This is a genomic window from Phocaeicola oris, from assembly GCF_021295095.1.
GTDB lineage: Bacteria > Bacteroidota > Bacteroidia > Bacteroidales > Bacteroidaceae > Phocaeicola > Phocaeicola oris.
On the sequence record NZ_JAJLQX010000001.1, the window covers coordinates 250,514 to 273,139 of the forward strand.

General features: G+C 38.5%; 18 protein-coding genes, 2 tRNA genes and 2 pseudogenes. 12 read left to right on the forward strand and 10 right to left on the reverse strand.

Annotated elements, in window-relative coordinates:
• The first annotated feature begins 461 nt into the window (after nt 1-461).
• The 3 genes and pseudogenes from LO761_RS01130 (at nt 462) to LO761_RS01140 (ending at nt 5,974) form a co-directional block, all read left to right on the forward strand.
• Nucleotides 462-2,978 carry an ATP-dependent Clp protease ATP-binding subunit gene (locus tag LO761_RS01130; RefSeq protein ID WP_272816497.1) on the forward strand — a complete coding sequence of 839 codons (2,517 nt, stop codon included), beginning with the start codon at nt 462-464 and terminating at the stop codon, nt 2,976-2,978.
• Between the two features lie 99 nt (nt 2,979-3,077).
• Complete coding sequence (gene htpG / locus LO761_RS01135) at nt 3,078-5,129, forward strand: molecular chaperone HtpG (protein ID WP_272816498.1); 2,052 nt, start codon at nt 3,078-3,080, stop codon at nt 5,127-5,129.
• A gap of 162 nt (nt 5,130-5,291) precedes the next feature.
• Nucleotides 5,292-5,974, forward strand: a pseudogene (locus tag LO761_RS01140) (MIP family channel protein).
• A 159-nt stretch (nt 5,975-6,133) separates the two neighbouring features.
• Here LO761_RS01140 and LO761_RS01145 read toward each other — a convergent pair.
• Nucleotides 6,134-6,505 (reverse strand): YccF domain-containing protein, encoded by a 372-nt coding sequence (locus LO761_RS01145; protein ID WP_272816499.1) that lies wholly within the window; start codon nt 6,503-6,505, stop codon nt 6,134-6,136.
• A gap of 152 nt (nt 6,506-6,657) precedes the next feature.
• Here LO761_RS01145 and pgeF point away from each other — a divergent pair, with 152 nt between their 5' ends.
• A complete protein-coding gene (gene pgeF, locus LO761_RS01150) occupies nt 6,658-7,434 on the forward strand; it encodes a peptidoglycan editing factor PgeF (protein ID WP_272816500.1) in 777 nt (258 codons plus the stop codon).
• Here the strand turns inward: pgeF and tilS are convergent.
• Nucleotides 7,426-8,712: a tRNA lysidine(34) synthetase TilS gene (gene tilS / locus LO761_RS01155; protein WP_272816501.1), complete on the reverse strand. Its 1,287-nt coding sequence runs from the start codon at nt 8,710-8,712 to the stop codon at nt 7,426-7,428. The genes pgeF and tilS overlap by 9 nt on opposite strands.
• Before the next feature lie 112 nt (nt 8,713-8,824).
• Here tilS and LO761_RS01160 point away from each other — a divergent pair.
• Nucleotides 8,825-8,896 (forward strand) — tRNA-Cys (locus LO761_RS01160).
• A gap of 53 nt (nt 8,897-8,949) precedes the next feature.
• Here LO761_RS01160 and LO761_RS01165 read toward each other — a convergent pair.
• Nucleotides 8,950-9,036 (reverse strand) — tRNA-Ser (locus tag LO761_RS01165).
• 113 nt (nt 9,037-9,149) lie between these two features.
• Here LO761_RS01165 and LO761_RS01170 point away from each other — a divergent pair.
• Both LO761_RS01170 and LO761_RS01175 read left to right on the forward strand, forming a co-directional pair.
• The gene (locus LO761_RS01170; protein WP_272816502.1) at nt 9,150-11,651 is read left to right on the forward strand and encodes an endonuclease MutS2; all 2,502 of its coding nucleotides are present in this window, start codon (nt 9,150-9,152) and stop codon (nt 11,649-11,651) included.
• A 62-nt stretch (nt 11,652-11,713) separates the two neighbouring features.
• Nucleotides 11,714-12,922 (forward strand): L-serine ammonia-lyase, encoded by a 1,209-nt coding sequence (locus LO761_RS01175; RefSeq protein ID WP_272816503.1) that lies wholly within the window; start codon nt 11,714-11,716, stop codon nt 12,920-12,922.
• On the opposite strand, the gene LO761_RS01180 is transcribed toward LO761_RS01175, so the two are convergent.
• Nucleotides 12,919-13,503 (reverse strand): DUF4738 domain-containing protein, encoded by a 585-nt coding sequence (locus LO761_RS01180; RefSeq protein WP_272816504.1) that lies wholly within the window; start codon nt 13,501-13,503, stop codon nt 12,919-12,921. The genes LO761_RS01175 and LO761_RS01180 overlap by 4 nt on opposite strands.
• Nucleotides 13,504-13,669: 166 nt before the next feature.
• Here LO761_RS01180 and LO761_RS01185 point away from each other — a divergent pair, with 166 nt between their 5' ends.
• On the forward strand, nt 13,670-15,043 hold the full coding sequence (locus LO761_RS01185) for a TrpB-like pyridoxal phosphate-dependent enzyme (protein WP_272816505.1): 1,374 nt from the start codon (nt 13,670-13,672) through the stop codon (nt 15,041-15,043).
• Between the two features lie 286 nt (nt 15,044-15,329).
• Here LO761_RS01185 and LO761_RS01190 read toward each other — a convergent pair whose 3' ends face one another.
• The 5 genes and pseudogenes from LO761_RS01190 to LO761_RS01210 form a co-directional block, all read right to left on the reverse strand.
• Complete coding sequence (locus LO761_RS01190; protein ID WP_272816567.1) at nt 15,330-15,812, reverse strand: TlpA family protein disulfide reductase; 483 nt, start codon at nt 15,810-15,812, stop codon at nt 15,330-15,332.
• Nucleotides 15,813-15,827: 15 nt separating this feature from the next.
• Nucleotides 15,828-16,175: pseudogene (locus tag LO761_RS01195) on the reverse strand (rhodanese-like domain-containing protein); the annotation flags it as partial.
• A 1-nt stretch (nt 16,176) separates the two neighbouring features.
• Nucleotides 16,177-17,589, reverse strand: coding sequence for a family 16 glycoside hydrolase (locus tag LO761_RS01200; protein ID WP_272816506.1), 1,413 nt, complete (start codon nt 17,587-17,589; stop codon nt 16,177-16,179).
• A gap of 5 nt (nt 17,590-17,594) precedes the next feature.
• The gene (locus tag LO761_RS01205) at nt 17,595-17,987 is read right to left on the reverse strand and encodes a DUF4891 domain-containing protein (RefSeq protein ID WP_272816507.1); all 393 of its coding nucleotides are present in this window, start codon (nt 17,985-17,987) and stop codon (nt 17,595-17,597) included.
• A gap of 15 nt (nt 17,988-18,002) precedes the next feature.
• Nucleotides 18,003-18,629 (reverse strand): HdeD family acid-resistance protein, encoded by a 627-nt coding sequence (locus tag LO761_RS01210; protein WP_272816508.1) that lies wholly within the window; start codon nt 18,627-18,629, stop codon nt 18,003-18,005.
• 182 nt (nt 18,630-18,811) lie between these two features.
• Between LO761_RS01210 and LO761_RS01215 the strand changes: the two genes are divergently transcribed.
• The 4 genes from LO761_RS01215 (at nt 18,812) to LO761_RS01230 (ending at nt 21,991) form a co-directional block, all read left to right on the forward strand.
• Nucleotides 18,812-19,075 (forward strand): YtxH domain-containing protein, encoded by a 264-nt coding sequence (locus LO761_RS01215; RefSeq protein WP_272816509.1) that lies wholly within the window; start codon nt 18,812-18,814, stop codon nt 19,073-19,075.
• Nucleotides 19,076-19,649: 574 nt separating this feature from the next.
• Nucleotides 19,650-20,102 (forward strand): putative quinol monooxygenase, encoded by a 453-nt coding sequence (locus LO761_RS01220; RefSeq protein WP_272816510.1) that lies wholly within the window; start codon nt 19,650-19,652, stop codon nt 20,100-20,102.
• 207 nt (nt 20,103-20,309) lie between these two features.
• A complete protein-coding gene (locus tag LO761_RS01225) occupies nt 20,310-21,563 on the forward strand; it encodes a carboxymuconolactone decarboxylase family protein (RefSeq protein WP_272816511.1) in 1,254 nt (417 codons plus the stop codon).
• Nucleotides 21,564-21,607: 44 nt separating this feature from the next.
• Nucleotides 21,608-21,991, forward strand: a complete 384-nt coding sequence (locus LO761_RS01230; RefSeq protein WP_272816512.1) for a VOC family protein — start codon at nt 21,608-21,610, stop codon at nt 21,989-21,991.
• Here LO761_RS01230 and LO761_RS01235 read toward each other — a convergent pair.
• Nucleotides 21,970-22,626, reverse strand: coding sequence for a 4'-phosphopantetheinyl transferase family protein (locus LO761_RS01235; RefSeq protein ID WP_272816513.1), 657 nt, complete (start codon nt 22,624-22,626; stop codon nt 21,970-21,972). The two genes, LO761_RS01230 and LO761_RS01235, sit on opposite strands and share 22 nt — an antisense overlap.

Genomic DNA, 22,626 nt, shown 5'->3' on the forward strand with positions numbered 1-22,626 from the left:
TTAAATCTTCTTGCCGATTTATACTAAACTAATTCATCAGGTGTACTATATAAATAAGGTATAGATAAAATAAATTGGCCTATACATGAATCACCGCGTAAGAATATTTATCCTCAACAGATATTTTTCGCTTGCGAAATAGCAATTATATGGGACGAATTAATCATAACCTTTGAAAAACTAATCGTGTTTTCTTATAAACTAAACTTCTCACCAGTTGTGGCAAAGGTCTCTCACGATAGGTGGTAAACATCTCTCACCTATCGTGACAAGCGTTTATCACGAATGGTGAGAGACTTAATTGTTCAGAAAATTGGAATAACTCGTCTTTTTAAAAAGATTAAATTTCTTTTTTTGGCACGTTATTTGTCTAAAAGAAAGAAATAATGATTTCATTGATAGATGTAAATTTTAAAGTGTATATTTGTAATTAGAAAAATTAGACTTAGGAGGTTAATTTTATGAAGAATCAATTTTCACAACGGGTGACCGACATAATAACTTATAGCAAGGAGGAAGCATATCGCCTTCAAAACGATTATATTGGCGCAGAACACTTATTGCTGGGACTGATTCGTGAAGGGGAAGGAAAGGCCATAGATATTCTCAACGCGCTTCATGTCAACTTGGCGGAAGTGAAAAGAAGTATTGAGGAACTATTAAAACTCCACTCAAAGGTAAATGAGAATACAACAAACGAAGACATAAACTTTAATGAACAAGCTTCGCGCGTTTTAAAACTCTGCATACTTGAATCAAAACTGCTGAATAGTGAAATTGCCGATTCTGAGCATATTCTTCTGGCAATTATGAAACTTGACAAGAACGACGCGCGGAATCTGCTGGAAACATACGGTGTTACTTATCAGAATGTGTACGATCAACTTTCGTTGAAGCCGGATGTTCATAACGGATTGGGGTTTAGCGAGGATGAAGATGATGATGATGAGAATATGCCACACAGTAATATAAATGGCCCGATGGGGACTCAACAACAGACTCGTATTCACCAACCAAAGAATGACACGCCTGCTCTCGATGCTTTTGGAACGGATTTAACCAGAATGGCTGAAGAAGGAAAGCTTGATCCTGTTATAGGACGTGACAAAGAGATAGAGCGAGTAGCTCAAATCCTTACACGGCGCAAGAAAAACAATCCGGTTTTAATTGGTGAGCCGGGGGTTGGAAAGTCTGCTATAGTAGAAGGACTTGCTTTGCGAATTGTTCAACGGAAAGTATCGCGCATACTGTTCGATAAACGAGTAGTATCGCTCGACTTGGCTGCGGTGGTAGCAGGAACAAAATATCGCGGACAGTTTGAAGAACGTTTGCGTTCTATCCTTGCCGAGTTAAAAAAGAATACGAATATCATTTTGTTTATCGATGAAATTCATACGATTATCGGTGCCGGTTCGGCAGCCGGTTCTATGGATGCCGCAAATATGCTGAAGCCTTCTCTTTCCAGAGGTGAAATTCAGTGTATCGGAGCAACCACTTTGGATGAATACCGTCAGAGTATAGAAAAAGACCGTGCTCTGGAACGTCGTTTCCAGAAGATTATTGTTGAGCCTACGACGCCGGAAGAAACACTCCAAATCCTTGAACAGATTAAAGATAAATACGAGGATCACCATAATGTGACTTATACCGAAGCTGCACTGAAAGCGTGTGTTTCGTTAACTGAGCGTTATATCAATGATCGCTTTTTCCCTGATAAAGCTATTGACGCGCTTGATGAGGCAGGATCGCGCGTACACCTTATTAATATAGCAGCTCCGAAAGAGTTGGAACAGCAGGAAAAGCGCATTGAGCAAATGAAGGTCTTAAAAAACCAAGCGGTTAAAGATCAGAATTTTGAACTTGCAGCCAACTATCGTGATAAAGAAAAGACGTTAGGTTTGCAATTAGACGCATTGCGCGACCAATGGGAACAGCAAATGAAAGAGAATCGTCAGATTGTTGACGAAAGTCAGATAGAAGATATTGTATCTCAAATGTCGGGCGTGCCTATTCAACGTATGGTTCAGTCGGAAGGAAAGCGTCTGTTGACGATGAAATCTGATTTGAAATCAAAAGTCATCGGTCAAGATAAAGCGATTGATGTACTTGTGAAAGCTATTCAACGCAATCGTTTAGGTCTTAAAGAGCCGAATCGCCCTATTGGAACATTCATGTTCGTAGGTCCTACTGGAGTTGGTAAAACCTATTTAGCCCAGCAATTGGCTTTACTCATGTTCGGATCAAAAGATGCCGTTATTCGGGTAGATATGAGTGAATATATGCAAGACTTTAACGTCTCCCGTCTGATTGGCGCGCCTCCGGGATACGTCGGTTTTGAAGAAGGCGGTCAATTGACAGAGAAAGTTCGTCGCAAGCCCTACTCTATCATATTACTTGATGAGATAGAAAAAGCACATCAAAATGTCTATAATATCTTGCTCCAAGTAATGGATGAAGGTCGTCTGACCGATGGTCAAGGTCGTACCATCGACTTTAAAAATACCATTATTATCATGACATCCAATGTGGGCAGTCGGGAGTTGAAAGAGTTCGGTAAAGGCATTGGCTTTACAGCCGGAACGGAGCAAACTATGGAGAGTTACAGTAATTCTATCATTGACAAAGCTTTGCATAAGCGTTTTGCTCCCGAATTTCTGAACCGTCTGGATGAAGTGATAAATTTCGAGCAGTTGAATATGGATTCGCTGATTAAGATTATAGATATTGAGCTAAAAGGGTTGGTCGACCGTATTGATAAGATCGGTTATCACTTTGTAATTGACGATGAGGCAAAGAAATTCGTTGCCGAAAAGGGTTATGATGTAGAATACGGAGCCCGTCCGTTGAAGCGAGCTATTCAGAAATACATAGAAGATGAATTGTCAGAGTTCATCCTTAATTCCGAACTCACCTCAGGCGACACTATTCTTGCGACCTACGATAAGGATAAAAACAAATTAGTTATGTCAATTAAGTAATAGTTGGACAGATAGTATAGACAAAATGTCAGAAGCACTCACTTCTGGCATTTTGTTTGTCATATCAGTCAACAAAACAAATAATAAAAACAACAGATTATGCAAAAAGGTAATATTGGGGTTACAACAGAAAATATATTCCCCGTTATTAAGAAGTTTTTATATAGCGATCATGAGATTTTTCTTCGCGAAATAGTTTCTAACGCAATTGACGCTACTCAGAAGTTAAAGACACTGGCTCAGTCCGGCGAATTCAAAGATGAGCTTGGCGATTTAACCGTTCATGTTAAGTTGGAAAAAGACACATTAACTATTTCCGATCGGGGTATTGGCATGACAGCCGAAGAAATTGACAAGTATATTAATCAGATTGCTTTTTCCGGCGCCAATGATTTTCTGGAGAAATATAAGAATGACGCAAATGCTATCATTGGGCATTTCGGTTTAGGATTCTATTCTGCGTTTATGGTTTCTAAAAAGGTAGAAATCATTACCAAATCGTATAAGCAAGATGCCAAAGCTGCTCATTGGACTTGCGATGGTTCTCCTTCGTTTGTGCTGGAAGATTCCGATAAAGCTGATCGTGGTACCGATATTATCCTTCATATTGATGACGACTGTCGGGAATTTTTGCAGGAGTCACGAATCAGTGAACTGTTAAATAAGTATTGTCGCTTTTTACCTGTTCCTATTGCTTTCGGAAAAAAGAAAGAATGGAAAGACGGTAAGCAGGTTGAAACTGCCGAAGATTTAATTGTTAACGATGTAGATCCGTTATGGACAAAACGTCCGGCCGATTTGAAAGACGAAGACTATAAGAAATTCTATCACGACCTCTACCCTATGGCCGACGATCCTCTGTTTTGGATTCACTTGAACGTGGATTATCCTTTCCATTTGACCGGTATCCTTTATTTCCCGAAAGTTCATCGCCATGTTGAACTCCAGAAGAATAAAATCCAGCTTTATTGTAATCAGGTTTTTGTAACTGACATTGTCGAAGGCATTGTTCCTGAGTTTATGACATTGCTTCATGGCGTCATCGATTCTCCGGATATACCTCTGAATGTGTCCCGTTCTTATTTACAGAGCGATTCCAACGTAAAAAAAATCTCTACATATATTACAAAGAAGGTAGCCGACCGCTTAGATCAGATATTTAAGGATAACCGATCTGAATTTGAACAAAAGTGGGATAATCTTAGGATTTTCATTAACTTCGGAATGCTGACACAAGAGGATTTTTATGAGCGTGCTACGAAGTTTAACCTTTTAAAAGATACGGAAGGAAAATACTATACCTTGGATGAATATAAGGAATTGATAAAAGGTGAGCAGACTGATAAGGACGGTTCAATAGTCTATCTTTACGCCAATAATAAAGATGAGCAGTATAGCTTTATACAAGCTGCAAACAACAAGGGATATAACGTATTGTTGATGGATGGCGAAATAGATGTTGCTGTAGTCAACATGTTAGAACAGAAGTTAGACAAGACTCGTTTTGTCCGTGTTGATAGTGATACTGTCGAGCGTTTGATTCCTAAGAAAGATTCTACAAAAGATGAATTGGAGAAAGCGGAGAATAGCCTTCTCTCTACCATGTTCAGTTCACAATTGCCTAAGAACGAAAAAATGGATTTTCATGTTATGACGGAGTCTATGGGTGAAAACAATGAACCGATTATTATTACTCAAAGCGAATATATGCGTCGTATGAAAGATATGGCAAATATTCAGGCAGGAATGGGATACTATGGCCAGATGCCTGATATGTATACCGTTGTTTTGAACTCCGACCATCATCTGATTAAAGATTTATTGAATAAGGCAGAAGAATCATGTAAAGCTGCTCTTACTCCTATTGATGTTGAGATGACTACCATCCGGAAACGTCATGATGAACTTTGGGCAGCTCGGCAGGGAAAGAAAGATGATGAAGTACCACAGAGCGAGAAAGATGAGTTAGATAATATCAATAAAACTCTAAATGAAAAGAAAACGCAGAAAGATGCCATTATCACCGAATATGCTAAAGATAATCAAATTGTTCATCAATTGATTGATCTGGCACTTCTTCAGAATAATCTGTTGAAAGGTGAAGCTTTGAGTGAATTCATCAAGCGAAGTGTGAATATGATTAAGGAATAATAAGCTGTCTTTTACAAGCAAAAGGGTCGAATGGTCGTTATAAATCATTCGACTTTTTTTATTTGTCATAAAAATTAAAAAAGTAACTAAAAAATTTGATTCTTTCTTTATTTCCGCTACATTTGATGTCTGATAATATTATTTTCTTAAATAATTATAGTTATGAAAAAGTATTTAGCAGAATTAGTTGGTACGTTTGTATTAACATTTTTGGGTTGCAGTGCAGCTGTTAGTTTGAATTGCGGTTCCGATGCGGCTTCGGTTGTGGGGGGACAGCTGTTGCGTTTGGTTTATCAGTTGTTGCTATGGCATATACCATTGGCGGTATTTCCGGTTGTCATATCAATCCGGCTATCACTTTAGGAGTATTCCTTAGTGGAAGAATGAGCGGTAAAGACGCAGCTATGTATATGGTTTTCCAAGTTATTGGCGCTATTATCGCCGCTGCTGTTTTGGCTGGCATCGTTGCTACATCTCCGGGGCTGGCTCAAGGCACAACAACCGGTGCAAACGCTTGTGCGGCAGGTACAACTAATGGTTTATTCGTAGAAATTGTGCTTACCTGTATTTTTGTTCTCGTTGTGTTAGGCGCAACTGCAAAGACTAACGGCGCGACTAACAATTTTGCAGGCTTGGCTATTGGCCTCTCTTTAATCCTTATTCATCTGGTCGGTATCCATTATACAGGAACATCTGTTAATCCGGCGCGCTCTATCGGTCCTGCTCTTTTTCAAGGTGGTCAGGCTCTTGCTGAACTTTGGGTATTTATTGTTGGCCCTTTCGTTGGCGGTGCTCTTGCTGCCGGAATATGGAAAGTTATCAGCCTTGATAAGAAAGAAAACTAATATCTATTTTGATGATAAAAGGGCGGCTTGATAAGTCGCCTTTTCTTTTGTTTCTATATATCATGATATGAGTTTAATGAATTTGCAAAGTTCTTTTTAGATGGATACACACGACTTTGAGAGAAAGCTATTATTTCGATACGTAAGAATGTAGAATAACTACCGCACTATCTGACGCCCAAAAGGAGTCAGCGCAATGTGTGCCATCTTCATGTGTTGCTTCCCAAATGGAGCGCCAATAATGGTAATATAAAGAAGTATTCCGAAAAATACATGCGTAAGGGCTATCCATATACCGCCTATGAAGAACCAGATAAGATTCATCAACGTACTAAGACAACTCGGCTGACCGGCTGCCGGACGGACTTTCGAACCAAAAGGCCACAAGCATAACATCCCAATCTTTAGCGTTTGTAATCCGAAAGGTATGCCAATGATTGTAATCATCAGAGCAACACTTGCCAAGAAATACTCAATAGCTGTTTCTGCTCCACCAAAAATCAACCAGATTATATTGCCTAAAACTTTCATTCTCTTTACCTTTAAACGATATTTGGGACAAATATACGAGATAATTTTCTTAACTTCGTAACCAAATTAATAATTGATATGAAAAAAACGGAAAATGTACTTTTGGGCAAAAGACAGAGAAACTATATTTAGCAAGCATTAAAGAAAAGAAAATGAGCTATCAAATAGATAAACACTACATTACTTATCGCCTATTCGATTCGCACCCCGAAATGACAGCTTTCTCAACTACTCGTCACGGAGGAGTTAGTGATGGAACATACGCTACATTTAACTGCACCATTCACGGAGGAGATTCACCGGAACATGTTAACAGGAACTTACAACTACTCTCCGGCTCCTTGCCGAATCAGCCGGATCGTTACATCATTCCGCGTCAGTGCCATAAAAATACAATATGTTTTATAGAAGATAAAGATACTGAATATAACTTGGAGGATGTAGATGCCGTAGTAACAAATATTCCGAAAGTATGTGTATGCGTGTCTACGGCCGACTGTGTACCCATACTTCTTTATGATTCTGCAAAGCATGTGGTTGCAGCCGTTCATTCCGGTTGGAGGGGTACGGTAATTCGTATTATAGAAACTACGATTGATGCGTTAAAGCAGAGATACGATTGTAATTCTTCCGACATTTTGGCATGTATTGGACCAAGCATTTCACTTGCAGCCTTTGAAGTTGGCAATGAAGTGTACGATACATTTCATCATGCCGGATTTGATATGCGTTTAATAGCCAGACATTACAATAAATGGCACATCGATTTATGGGAAGCCAATCGTCAGATACTGCTTTCGAAAGGTGTACTTGATAAACATATTGAAGTGAGTGGCATTTGTACTTATTATAATAATGAAGACTTTTTCTCTGCACGTCGGTTAGGGAAAAAATCAGGACGCATTCTGAACGGAATAATGCTACTTTAAACAAACAATTGCAACACGGCAAGTATCCTCAGTCACGCAATAACGATTGTCAATACGCTCCTCAATCAACCAGACAATATCGGAACCTGAGCAAGCCACGAACTGATGCTGCTTTTGAAACAAAGAGAATTTCCGATCTGTCAAATAATCGGATACATTCTTTGTTCCTTTCATTCCGAAGGGAACAAACTTATCCCCATGCTTCCAATGACGGACAGTAAGTGGCAGATGGAGCTTGTCGGCATCTAAATAAGCTAAATGTTTATCCTTCTTGATTTGAAAATCAGCATCATAATTAACTATTTTAATATCTAATTGAGGGATAATAACTTGATGATTCTTATTAAAAGCAATAATTTCAGTTCGATCTCGAACTATATCCCATTCTTTAGACGAGAATTGTTTTCCGGATTGACCGTCAAGACTCTGAATAATATCTTTAATCTGAGCAGAGTTGAATCCCAAAGGAGACAAGATTTCAAATAAAACGGAGGAAGGAGCAATCTCTCTTTTTAATTGAGCAATATCAATGATCTTTTCATCCTCTTCATCTTTTAATAATACGCGATGTTTCGATTCAGTTATTGCAACATTATAGACTTTTGCCACATCAGACAGATGATTTGCTGTATCTATGATTGCATCGTTCACAGAAGGATTCATTCTTTTTAAAATGGGCATCACATCCAATCGGATAATATTACGTTTCACTTCATCAATTAAATTTGTACTATCCGTTACATAACTCTGATGTAGTTCGTCCAGATAAGTTAACATCTCATCCCTGCTTACTTCCAATAGCGGTCGAATAATATATCCGTTCTTTGCTTGAATCCCCCGAAGTCCGTTTATTCCCGTTCCACGAATAAGGTTTAAAAGAATAGTCTCCACACTGTCATCACGATGATGAGCTACGGCAATTACATCAGCATTCGTTTCAGTTTTCAAAGCATCGAACCAAGTATAACGAAGTTCACGGGCAGCCATCTCAACAGACAAATGGTTTTCATTAGCGTAATCGATCGTTTTAAAAGACTTTACATAAAGTGGTACGTGCACTTGATTACAGAGATTTCGAACAAACTCCTCATCCCTGTCCGACTCTATGCCACGTAAATGGAAATTGCAGTGGGCTGCAATCACATGATAATGTAATGCAAGCAATACACGTAACAAAGCAACGGAATCCGGTCCGCCACTCAGTGTCACTATCACCTTCTGTTCCGGAAGAATGAGTGATTTCCGGTTGATATACGACTGAACTTTCTTTTTAAACACGAAACAAAGTTAAGACAAATCTCTATCTTTAGAAAAAAAACGGAAATAAGATTTGGTGATTCCGAAACTTAAGCCTATATTTGCACCGCTGAATGAAACAATCAAGGCGAATGGTACCTTGGATGAGTGGCTTAGTCAGCGGTCTGCAAAACCGTGTACGGCAGTTCGAATCTGCCAGGTACCTCAATAAAATTAAAAGGAGTTGGGATAAAATCTCAACTCCTTTTGCTTTTCCAGCGGAGAGACAGGGATTCAAACCCTGGATACGGTTACCCGTATGCCGCATTTCGAGTGCGGTCCGATCGGTCACTCCGGCATCTCTCCCTTTTTGACTTGCAAATTTAAACGCTTTCTACAACTAAAACAAATAACTCTTCTGAATTTTGCAATAAATCTTTTTGTATAGTAATTTTGTACCCTTATATAATAAGGTAATAATGGTATATCCGAAAAACTACGAACAAAAGATAGGATTCGATTATATCCGACAGTTATTAAAAAGTAACTGTCTGAGCACTCTTGGCATGCAGAGGGTGGATGAGATGACATTTTCCAATCAATTCGATGATATAAACAGCAAGCTCGATCAAACCGCTGAGTTCGTCCGCATTATTCAGGAGGAAAGTAATTTTCCTTCTCAATATTTCATTGATGTGCGTTCTTCTTTGAAACGAATCCGTTTAGAGAGGATGTATTTAGATGAACAAGAACTCTTCGACTTAAGGCGTTCTCTGGAAACAATACGTGATATTATTTGTTTTCTTACTAAAAAAGAAGATGAAGACGATAAAACAGATTACGTTCCTTATCCGGCATTATGTAAGTTAACAGGTAATATTCAGGTTTTTCCTCAACTGATTAATAAAATCAATCAACTTCTTGACAAGTTCGGAAAGATTCGAGATAATGCTTCCCCAGCCCTGAGTGATATTCGAAGAGAACTGGTCAAAATGGCAGGAAGTATTTCACATACACTGAATAGCATTTTAAGGAGTGCTCAATCGGAAGGTTATATTGACAAAGATATCACTCCTACTCTTCGCGATGGACGATTGGTTATTCCTGTGGTTCCGGCATTAAAGCGAAAAATTAAAGGTATTGTTCACGATGAATCGTCATCCGGTAAAACCGTTTTTATAGAACCTGAGGAAGTTGTTGAAGCAAATAATAAAATCCGTGAATTAGAAAACGATGAACGAAGAGAAATAATTCGTATCCTTACGGAATTCTCTTGTGTCATTCGTCCACAAATTCCGGAAATACTGCAATCATACGAATTTCTTGCTGAGATTGATTTTATTCGTGCGAAAGCTCTATTCAGCATCCAAACAAAGAGTTTGAAGCCTGAATTTAATAATGAATTGATTCTTGATTGGGGAACAGCTATTCATCCCATTCTTCAGATGTCTCTTGCAAAGCATGGAAAGAAAATCGTTCCTTTAGACATTGAACTGAATAAGACACAACGTATTCTTATCATTTCCGGACCAAACGCAGGAGGCAAGTCCGTTTGTCTAAAAACTGTCGGGTTACTTCAATATATGCTCCAATGCGGTATGCTCGTTCCAATGGCGGAAAGTAGTAAAACAGGTATATTCGATAGTTTATTTATTGATATTGGTGACGAGCAAAGTATAGAGGACGATTTGAGCACTTATTCTTCTCATCTGACTAATATGAAGATGATGTTGAAATCTTGTAATGAACGCAGTTTGATTCTGATTGATGAATTTGGAGGTGGAACAGAACCTCAGATTGGAGGTGCCATAGCAGAAGCTTTATTGAAACGATTCAATGAAAAAAATACTTTCGGAGTTGTTACAACTCACTATCAGAATCTAAAGCATTACGCCGAAGATCATGAAGGTATTGTAAATGGCGCTATGCTTTACGACCGTCATTTAATGCAAGCTCTTTTTCAATTGCAAATAGGTAATCCAGGAAGTTCGTTTGCTGTGGAGATAGCCCGAAAAATTGGTCTGCCCGATGATGTGATTACTGACGCGTCTGCTATTGTTGGTCAGGACTATATCAATTCGGATAAGTACTTGCAAGACATCGTTAGAGATAAACGTTATTGGGAAACCAAACGACAGAATATTCGTCTGCGAGAAAAACGAATGGAAGAGATTATTGCCAAATATGAGGCTGAGATTCAAGAACTCGACAAGAACAGAAAGGAAATTATTCGAAAGGCGAAAGATGATGCCGAAGAACTGTTGAAAGAGTCGAATGCCAGGATCGAAAGTACTATTAAAGCGATTAGAGAGGCTCAAGCTGAAAAAGAACAAACGAAAATCGTCCGTAAACAATTAGAGGATTATAAGTCTCAAGTTAAAGAGGTTTTTAATGATGATAAGATAGAACAGAAAATGCAGAAGTTGCGTAGAAAACAGCAACAGAAGCAAGAGCATAAAGAGAAAAAGATGCCAAAAACGGCGATCACTTCTATCGAAAAGAAAGAATTGCCCATTCAGGTGGGGGATTCGGTAAAGATTAAAGGTCAGACCGTCATTGGAAAGGTTAGTGAAATAAACGGTAACAATGCGATTGTAGTCTTCGGAATACTAAAAACCAACATAAAGGTTGATCGATTAGAACATGTCGCAAAACAAAAAGTAGCCAATCAACCCATTGCGAAAAGCACGTTTGTCAGTACACAAACGCAAGACCAAGTATATGAAAAGAAACTGAATTTCAAACAAGATTTCGACGTTCGTGGAATGCGAGGTGAAGAAGCTATTCACGCGGTAACTTATTTCATAGATGATGCTATTCTTCTGGGTGTTAGCAGAGTTCGTATTCTTCATGGAACCGGATCGGGAATTCTCCGGACATTAATCCGACAATACTTGGCTACAGTTCCCGGAGTTGCTCATTTCGAGGATGAGAATGTTCAATTCGGAGGAGCCGGTATTACCGTTGTCGATTTAGTTTAAAGGAAAATAAAGAATAGAATAACAGATAATTTCATATTTTTGCAATCAATTTAAATAATTAAATGAAATCATTACGCGAATTATATAGAATAGGTAACGGACCATCAAGCAGTCATACTATTGGTCCACGTCGTGCAGCTTTGAAATTTCTTGCCAAGCATCCGGAGGCAAAAAGTTTCGAAGTAACGCTTTATGGGAGTCTGGCTGCAACCGGAAAGGGACACATGACCGATAAGGCGATTCTCAATGTGCTTGAGCCGGCCGCTCCTACTGAAATTATCTGGAAATCACATGTCTTCCTCCCATTCCATCCTAACGGCATGACTTTCAAGTCGAAAGATAAGAAAGGAAAAATGACTGATGAATGGACTATTTACAGTGTAGGTGGTGGTGCCTTGGCAGAAGAAGGTTTTGACGATCGTTCCATTCCCGACATTTACGATATGAACAAGATGGGAGAAATTCTTTATTGGTGTGAACATACGGGAAAAACTTATTGGGAATACGTCGATCAATGTGAAGATTCCAATATATGGAATTATTTGGACGAAGTATGGAACGTAATGAAACAATCTATTGAACGTGGGTTGGATCATGAAGGTGTGTTACCCGGTCCGCTTCATCTTCAGCGTAAAGCACCCACTTATTATGTAAAATCAATGGGGTATAAAGATAGCCTCCGCTCGCGCGGATTGGTTTTTGCTTATGCTTTAGCGGTAAGTGAAGAAAATGCGTCGGGAGGGCTGATTGTTACTGCCCCTACCTGTGGTTCGTGTGGTGTATTGCCTGCCGTGCTGTATCATCTTCAAAAAAATCATGGATTCAGCGACACCCGTATTCTACGAGCTTTGGCGACTGCCGGATTAATCGCTAATGTTGTTAAAAGAAATGCATCTATTTCGGGAGCTGAAGCCGGTTGTCAAGCTGAAGTAGGAGTTGCCTGTTCTATGGCATCTGCCGCTTCGTGCCAATTATTTGGAGGTAGTCCAGCGCAAATAGAGTATGCCGCTGAAATGTCGCTTGAACATCATTTGGGAATGACTTGTGATCCTGTATGCGGACTGGTTCAAATTCCATGTATCGAACGTAATGCTTATGCGGCAGTTCAAGCTCTTGACGCAAACATCTATGCATCGTTCACCGACGGACGTCATCGTGTATCATTCGATAAGGTAGTCGAAGTCATGAAACAAACAGGACACGACCTGCCTTCTTTATATAAAGAAACCAGTGAAGGCGGATTGGCCAAAGGATACCGGCAAATGGATTAATCCTCAGAACTTTCGACGCTATCGACTACTGTAACAGGTATGTCGACAGCATCTTCATCTTTATCGATACTCATTTTTCCGAATGGTGTAATGGTAACTGAAAAAGGTATGTATAAGTCACTGCCGGGATAGCTTACGCTGGCAGCTAAAATTATATTTCCGTTAGCTTTTTCGGTTTTCTCTACATCAAATACCACTCCTTCGAGAATGGTTTTATTCAAATAATTATCAGATAAGAAAGAAGAAAAATCTCTTTTTACAAATGTTTTGCTAAACAAACGGGAATGATCCTGACGAGTAATGGTAACAATTATCACATTGTCGCTAAAAGTTCCCATATCCGACTTTACAAGTGGTAGAGAATCACTTGGAATACGATTGATATATAATTGATAGTGTTTAGTACCCGCGACAATTTCCTGTTCAACCAACCAACTCTTCATGCGTTGAACACCGGTTTGTTTGTCAACACTGTCAATCTGATACATCAATTGTTTCTTTGCTTTCATATCCTCCGTCTTTGTATTTTTACAACCAGTCATAAAGAATGCTCCAAGTAACAGTATAGTAAGATATCTCATAACTTTCATTTTATTCTCACAAAATAACAGAAATAGATTGGTACTTGCAAGGAAAGAACAAAGATTTTCATTTTCTAAGAACTTTCTATCATTAGTTACTAATTTCTACTATTTTTTAACTACATTTGTCAATCAAAAAGAACTATAATATTAATTTTTTAATAGAATGAGCAATAAACAAAAACGTTTTTTCTTATCGGAAGAAGAAATTCCAAAGTATTGGTATAATATTCAGGCTGATATGGTTAACAAACCTCTGCCTCCTTTGAATCCTAAAACAAAAAAGCCTTTGAAGCCGGAAGATCTCTTCCCTATTTTTGCTAAAGAAGTTTGTTATCAGGAATTGAATCAGGAAGACGCATGGATAGAAATCCCCGAACCGGTTCTTGAAAAGTATAAATTTTATCGTAGCACACCTTTGGTTCGTGCATACGGACTGGAGAAAGCATTGGGTACTCCGGCACATATTTATTTCAAGAACGAGAGTGTCAGTCCGGTAGGTTCACATAAATTGAACTCTGCCCTTGCTCAGGCTTATTATTGTAAGATTCAGGGAGTTACCAATATCACTACGGAGACAGGTGCCGGACAGTGGGGAGCAGCTTTATCGTACGCCGCCAAGGTGTTTGGCCTGGAAGCTGCCGTATTCCAAGTTAAGATCAGTTATGAGCAAAAGCCTTATCGACGTAGTATGATGCAGACATTCGGTGCTATTGTCACCGCATCGCCATCTATGTCAACTCGCGCAGGAAAGGATATCCTTACCAAATATCCTAACCATCAGGGATCTTTGGGTACCGCTATATCTGAAGCTATTGAATTAGCCATGAATACTCCGAACTGTAAATACACTTTAGGTTCTGTTCTAAATCATGTTGCTTTGCATCAGACAATTATTGGTCTGGAAGCAGAAAAACAAATGAAGATGGCGGGGGAATATCCTGATATCGTTGTCGCTTGTTTCGGTGGCGGTTCAAACTTTGGAGGTATATCTTTCCCATTCATGCGCCATAAGATTTTGGAAGGCAAACAGACTCGTTTCATTGCTGCAGAGCCTGCATCTTGTCCTAAACTTACTCGTGGAAAATTTGAGTATGACTATGGTGATGAGGTTGGTTATACGCCATTACTTCCTATGTATACATTAGGACATAACTTCCAACCGGCCAACATTCATGCGGGTGGCTTACGTTACCATGGTGCCGGTGTCATTGTTTCACAGTTATTGAAAGATAAACTCATGGAAGCTGTTGATATTAAACAGTTAGAGTCATTCGAAGCCGGTGTTTTGTTTGCTCAGACCGAAGGAATTATTCCTGCTCCTGAATCATGTCATGCTATTGCAGCTACCATTCGTGAGGCAAAAAAATGCAAAGAGACGGGCGAAGACAAGGTTATTCTCTTCAACCTTTCCGGACATGGCTTGATTGATATGACTGCTTACGACCAATTCTTAGCAGGTAACTTGCAGAATTATGAGTTGAGTGATGCTGAAATTTCTAAAGATTTGGAAAATGTAATTCCATTACAACCTAAATAAACGATGTTATTTTAATAAAGAGGCTTCCTTTCAAAGGGAGCTTCTTTTGTTTTCTATTGATAAGATGTCATTCATAAACAAAGTCGCTCAACTGATGCATATCAATCGTTCAACTCATCCGCATGAATCGTTCAACTCATCCGCATGAATCGTTCAACTCATCCGCATGAATCGTTCAACTCATCCGCATGAATTACTCAACTCATACGTATCACTTTTTCAATTTATAAAGAAAAAAAGATAGGTAGATCCGTATGACCTACCTATCTGATATATATGACAAAGTTTACTTTAGCTCATCATCGATTCTCTTTACCAAATCGGCAAATTCTTCGGGCTTATAAAGACGGGTGCGCATCATAATCTTTCCTTCTTTATTAATCAAAACATTACGTGTAATGCCCGACTCTCGTACAGCATATTTTGCATAGATTTCGGCTCCAGGGTCTAATCCAAGCGGATACGTCACACCGGTTTGCTCAGCAAACTTCTTCACTGTCTCAATTGGTTCGTCACGGTCGATGCCTATTAAAACAAAATTCGGATCATCCTTGTATTGCTGCCAAATTTCACTTTCTATATGCGGCATCTCTTTTCGGCATACACCACACCAACTGGCTGTAAACTGTAACATAACCACTTTTCCACGGAGCTTACTCAGTGTAACTTGTTTCCCATCGACCAGTGTAATGGTAAAGTCTGGCGCTTCGTCACCATCGAAAACAATGTAACCGTTCTTATCCGACTTTTCCAAGGAGTCCTCTCCCATAGACTTTTTCCATGTTTTAATTCCACCGCCCAAATTAATCATCCTATAACCGGCTTCAGTTAACAGAGTAGCTGCTTTGGCACTGCGTATACCTCCCAAGCAATATACTGCAACCGGCTTATCTGTCGTTAACAATTCTTTTGCTTGATCGAGGAAATCAGTTGCTTTCATATCAATATTCATCGCGTTTCTAATATGACCGGCTACATATTCGCTATCAGTTCGCACATCCAGCAACTGAATGGTATCGGAATCAATAATCTTAGCAAATTCTTCTGCGCTGACGGTTGCAAACTTTTCCTGACTACATGCCGAAATAACAATACCGGCACTTATTAAAAGGAGAGAAAGAATCTTTTTCATATTACTTTTTTTGCCCAAAATGATTATAATCAACTGCTTGGCGAGTATTACGAATACTCATTGGCGGAAACCAAATATCATCGGCAGTAATACCACATTCCTTTATAGCCTGAATAGCATACTCACACTTTCCAAAATTAGCGTCCACATTGTTCGTTCCAAAAGTGAACTTCAAACCACGCTCTTTAGCTTTCTTAATAATAGCTATACTGGGTATCTTATATCGCGGACTGATTTCCAATGCGATATGATATTTTTCTAATACATCAAGTACTTTGTTTACACGTTTGTCTGTCCAATACTTATCATAATCAGCCTGCATGTCATCAGGAATATATGTAGCATTGGCATAAATATCGACAGGCTCATTGGTTAAAATTTTCACAATCTGATCAACGATGAGATCCATATATTGTTCCATATTTAAACCTTCACGCTTCACTTCTTCCGGATGATAAATACGGGATATACGGTTTTTATGATCGACAATGGTCATGGCGTCAGTAAACAAATAGTCGAACAAGCCTAATGCTTCCTTAGAAAAGACAGTTGACCAGCGGCGTCCTTCACCCTGCGCGCCACGCAAGAACGGCATATCTTTAACTTCATTAAAATAATCGTATGCTTCGGCATCGTTAGCAAGCATACGTCCTACTCCACCTTCGCCAAGATTTGGAGCAACACCGTAATTAATGCCATAATTCATAGACATAGCGTGCGCCATCTCCTTAGTCAGTCCACCTTTCAAATGAACATGGTAATCAATAACCGGGAAATTCTGCTGTTGCAACTTAATAATCTCATCGTTCTGCTCATCAATAACAGGCATGGTATCGTTAGGATTAACTGCAGTCTTATCTAACGGAGTGATAGTTAAATCGCTAAACTTAACATCGCCCTTCTGTCCTATCAGCACAATTGGTCCTTTACTTAATATTTTATTTGCATTCTCCGGGATACGATATGGATTCTCAGGCTCTGTATAACAAACCACATCCATTCCATTGATACTCACTTCAATGTTCTTTCCACGAACAGCAATTTGAAAATCAAAAGGCTGACCATCGGTAGCTAAAGAACGGTACAGGTTACGAACCGTTGATAAACTTCCTGTCTTACGAGTTCCATCTATTGGTCCGTTATGAAAAAGAACTTCGTATCCTTGGTGGAATCGAAGGGAAGCTACACCTTCCGCGTCGGCAATTGCCTTACCTTTTAAAATAAAATTCTGATACTCTCCTTTGGCAGTCAGTTGCTGACCGGCTACCAAATCAAATTCTGAACTTTCAACAGCTTTGTTATTCACATCGCTGAACTGAAGGGCTTGTTCTTCACCCACTTTCTGTCCGCAAGCCGCGAACAAGAATGTCATTATGGCAACAAGTGCCATGTTTAATAATGTAATTTTCTTCATAATATTTAATTCATCCAGTTGACTACATAATGTAATTGCAAGTATTGGCGTCCGGGTTTAACATATCCTTGTTCCATCACATTTTTCCTGATTGTAAATACTTCCAGACGCTTTTTCAAATAACTCTCCACTTTCATTGTCTGTTTTTTACAGTAACTCAGTACTTCAACTTTACCGAACGGAGACACTTCAGCATATACTTTCACGTTCCGTGTTATAGCATGGAAAGGGAGTTCTCGTCCTCTGGTATAATCCACCCAAAGAATGGCTGTTGCCTTACAAGTATCGCATTCCTCATCAAGTCCCTTATCATAAAGATTCCCTTTAAGGAAAATAGATAAAGGAAAGAAAGACAATAGGATAACAACAATAATTATTAATGTAATGTGCTTCTTCATTGTTTAGATGCTATATTATATCTTTTGTTCTTGGTCTGTAGAATTTTCAATTGACTTTGTTCTTTCGAATGCAGACTCTGCGTCAGTCACATCCTCTGCTTCCACATCAACAATCGTTTTCTCAGCTTGTTCTATAAATTTACGAAATCGAATAATTCGTATTATATCGGTAATAGCGTAAATAATAGCACTCATACCCAATATTATAATAGGTACAGTTCGGGCTGTAAACGGATTAGCCAAAACCAAAACACCTGCAAATAGAATTAATATAGAAAAGAAATAGTATGCGCCCGATACCTTTGTCAGATTCTTTATGGCAACAAGTCGAGATATTTGATGGATACCGGCAAGAACAAGTACTGCACCCAAGACATACATTAATATATTAGCGAAGAACCCCGGCATAACCATCAGCCAGAGTCCGAAAAAAGCACTTCCGATGCCTGACAATGGAAAAGGCAAACCTTGTTTCTGCCTATTTATATAATATGAAAAGATAGTAAACATCCCTGGGATAAAAAACAAAGCTCCTATTAATATAATAAGATAGATGGATATCTCATTAGGAAATAAAATAAGAAGTATTCCTACGGCCAATGCACAGACGCATCTTATAATAGCATAATTTAGTATCTTCATTTGATAACGTATTTAAAAGGATAGTGCGAATATATATATTTTTCTTAAATTAGATTTGTTTTTGCGTCATAAATATTGCAAATGAAAAGAAGATTTTGTAGTTTTACATTATGAAGCATAAGAGGTTTAGATTCTCTATTGTAACAGTTGGATAGTTATTTATAGTTTAAAAAATAAAGATTATGAGAAAAGGTGAATTTCTTTTAGGTATGGCTCTGGGAACGATTGTTGGTGGAGCTCTCGGTTTCTTATCACAGACAAGAAAAGGTCGGAGATTCAGAAGAGACATGAAGCACAAGCTTGAAGATTTGCAAGATGAGGTATGCGATTATGTACAGCGTGCAAAAGACAAAGCGACAAACGTTAAAGACGATGTTGTAGAAAAAGTCAACAAGCAGGCTGATGCTATTAAAGAAAAATTGAATACTTCTGAGGATTACGATTAATTAATCCCAAAAAATTAGTTATAAAGCTCAGATTAAAAGGTCTGAGCTTTTTCATGTTTTCATAAATATGTCTTCAATGCTGATGGTCAACAAAGTGTTATCGTGTCCATTTTATTGAAGATATTCTCTTTGATATTTGATAATATAAAATTTTTCTGTAATTTCTTATAAAAAAAAATAGCAAAAAAGTTTATTTTTATAAATAAAGATCGTATATTTGTAGCGTAGTCAATAGGCTGTGAAGTTTATTGATTATTCTAATCGAAAGATTAGATAAATAGAATAGTTTAGTTAAGTCTAGTTTAGTTTTTGTGTTGTAATAGAAGTTCTCACGGGCGAGTGTGAACTTCTATTTTTGTATATAAAATACCTGATTGCTCCCATTTTTGGTGTGCAGACAGAGGCGGTTGATGTCGATTTGTAGGTATTTTTAATACGGATGACGTTTGGCTATGTCTCCAAGTCTTTTCTTTTCTTTTTTATCATGTTGATGTGGTAAGGTCTCTTTTTGAAACAATTTTTATTGTCACTTTATAAATAAATATTGTAACTTTGTAAATAAAAACAATATAATATGAGAATATCGTTAAGAATGATTTTACTTTCTGTTTTGATAGTATCATCCACCAAAATAGATGCTCAAGAGCCAAATATGGAAAAGACAAAACAAGGCGATTCTCTTCAAAGCGCAGAGGAAAAAGTTATTACCGTTAATCTTTATTATACAGGGAAGAACGGATCGGCAAGGAAGTTTGTTGAGGAAATGGAAAGCAGTGGGACTGTAACTGCCATACGGAATGAATCGGGTAATTTGCGTTATGAGTATTTTATCTCGATTTCCGATCCGGAAACAGTGCTGCTCATTGACAGTTGGAGCAGTCAAGAAGCTATAGACATTCATCATACATCGCCTATGATGAAGACGATAGCGACTCTCCGCGAAAAATATGATTTACACATGAAAGTTGAGCGTTATATTAAAGATGAAGGTTTTCGGGTGAAAGATGATGAGTTTATCCGACATTAAGGAGAATGGAATGAGAGAAACGGTTCATCTCTCCAAGTGATACGTATGAATCGCTCAACTCATCCGCATGAATTGCCCAACTCATCCGCATGAACCGGTTAACTCATACGTATCACTTTGCCGGATGATGACCGTCTCTTTCGGAAGAGATACTTATCCCCCACCAACAGCCTATGGAATAAGAGAATTCGTTAAATAATTAAATATATGAATAGAATACGTCTTGTGCTCTTACTCTGCTTCTTCATGGCATCGGGTATAATGTACGCGCAAAAAACTACAGAACAAAAAATGGAGGTAAATATGTTGAAAGAGAACAATTTTATGAAGAATGATCCTGAATTTGCAGAACGTTTTGACCGTTTTGCTTTTGGTGAAGTGTACGATCAGACGAAGACACAAATAGACGACCGCGTACGCTATATGTGTTATATGGCAACTTTGCTTGGTTGTCAAGGTGTTGATGTTTACAAACCTTTATTGCAAGATGCCCTTGATAAGGGAGTGACACCAATTGAAGTAAAAGAAATTATCTATCAGGCAACTGCTTACCTTGGTCTTGGGCGTGTTTATCCGTTTCTTACAGTCGCTAATCATGTTTTTAAAAAGCGAGGTATAGAATTACCATTGGAACCACAGAGTCAGACCATTATTTCTAACCGTCGTAAAAAAGGAAACCAAGTGCAAATAGACATCTTCGGCGAGCGGATACGTGAATCGTGGAAGAATGCTCCTGAAGACTCGCGTCACATCAATGAATGGCTTGCCGATAATTGCTTTGGTGATTACTACACTCGAAAAGGATTGACAATTAAGCAGCGCGAGATGATCACTTTCTGTTATATTGCCGCACAAGGAGGTTGTGAATCGCAATTAAAAGCGCATATTATGGGTAACTTCAGTGTTGGTAACGACAAAGATTTTCTTATTGCTGTCATTTCCAATAATATCCCTTTTATTGGTTATCCTCGCGCATTAAATGCGCTGAATTGTATTCGTGAGGTTGTAAAACAAACAGAATCATCTGAAGCATCATTAAACATAAGTAAATATAATATTACTAAAGAACAATTGGTGTTTCCTTTTGGGCAGCCTAACACTGCTTACGCTAAATACTTTATTGGCCATTCATACCTTGCGTCTATTGCTTCAGGTGAAGGTAAGTTGCCGGTTCATAATGTAACTTTCGAGCCGGGATGCCGGAATAATTGGCACATCCATAAAGGTGGTGGGCAGATTCTAATCTGTGTAGCCGGTAGAGGATGGTATCAGGAATGGGGAAAACCGGTGCAGGAACTTAAACCGGGCGATACCATCGATATTCCCGCAGGTGTAAAACATTGGCATGGCGCAGCCAAAGACTCATGGTTCCAACATATAGCACTTGCCGTACCGGCAGAGAATTCGAGTACCGATTGGCTGGAAGCTGTATCGGATGAAGAATATGGAAAATTGAAGTAGAAAAATAAGTATTAAAATAAATCTTAAACAAAGAAAAGTTGATAATGAAAATTGAGCATTTGGCGATTTGGGCAGACGATATTGAATTATTGCGTAATTTCTACGTGAAATATTTCGGCATGACTGCTAATGAAGTCTATATCAATGAGAAAAAAGGATTCCGTTCTTATTTCCTCTCCTTTGACGATGAAGACACTCGGTTAGAAATAATGAGTCAGGGAAAGAAAACGGATTCTTTGCCAAATCAAATGAAAGGGTTAGCACATTTTGCCATATCGTTGGGAAGTGAAGAGAAAGTTCTGGCACTGACTAAACAATTGCATAACGATGGGTATTGTATATTGAGCCATCCTCGATATACCGGTGATGGTTATTTTGAATCGGCATTTGCAGATCCGGAAGGTAATTATGTGGAACTAACAGTATAAGTAAAAACAAAATCAGGATATAGAAAATAATGAATTTGGAATATTTGTTTTTCTGTTGACCCCAATTCCTGAGCTTGAAAGGTTCCATTTTGTCGGAGATCAAAAGGGTAAACGCGCATATTATTTAATAAATCGACATCTATCTCTCCCATTATTTTAAAGATGGTTTCTTTTGCCGACCAATGAAGCAGCATGGCATATATTTCATTGGAACGAGATGGGATTATTTCTTCCAGTTCTATTGCTTTTGAAACTGTTGATTCCTCATCCGGACGGATAAATCGAGAAGAAACACGACGAACCCGATCGTTATATTGTTCAATATCCAAACCGATTTCACTTGTTGGATGAAGTGCCAAAGCTACATATCCTTTTGTATGAGAAATACTGATATGCCATTTATTATCAGAGAAATAAGGTTTACCGGAAAGATAATATTCTATCTTTCTTTCTTCATCTTTTAATAACGTTTTCAACAGAACACGAACTGCCAGTTTTTCCTGTATTCGTTGTCTGTTATTTGTATAATCGAAATGGGAATGAATTAAAAAAGAACTCAACTCCTCGTTGGATTCGGTTACTTTCCAAATACCATATAATAACTCTGAATCTTGTTTCTTATATAGAAGAGGCAT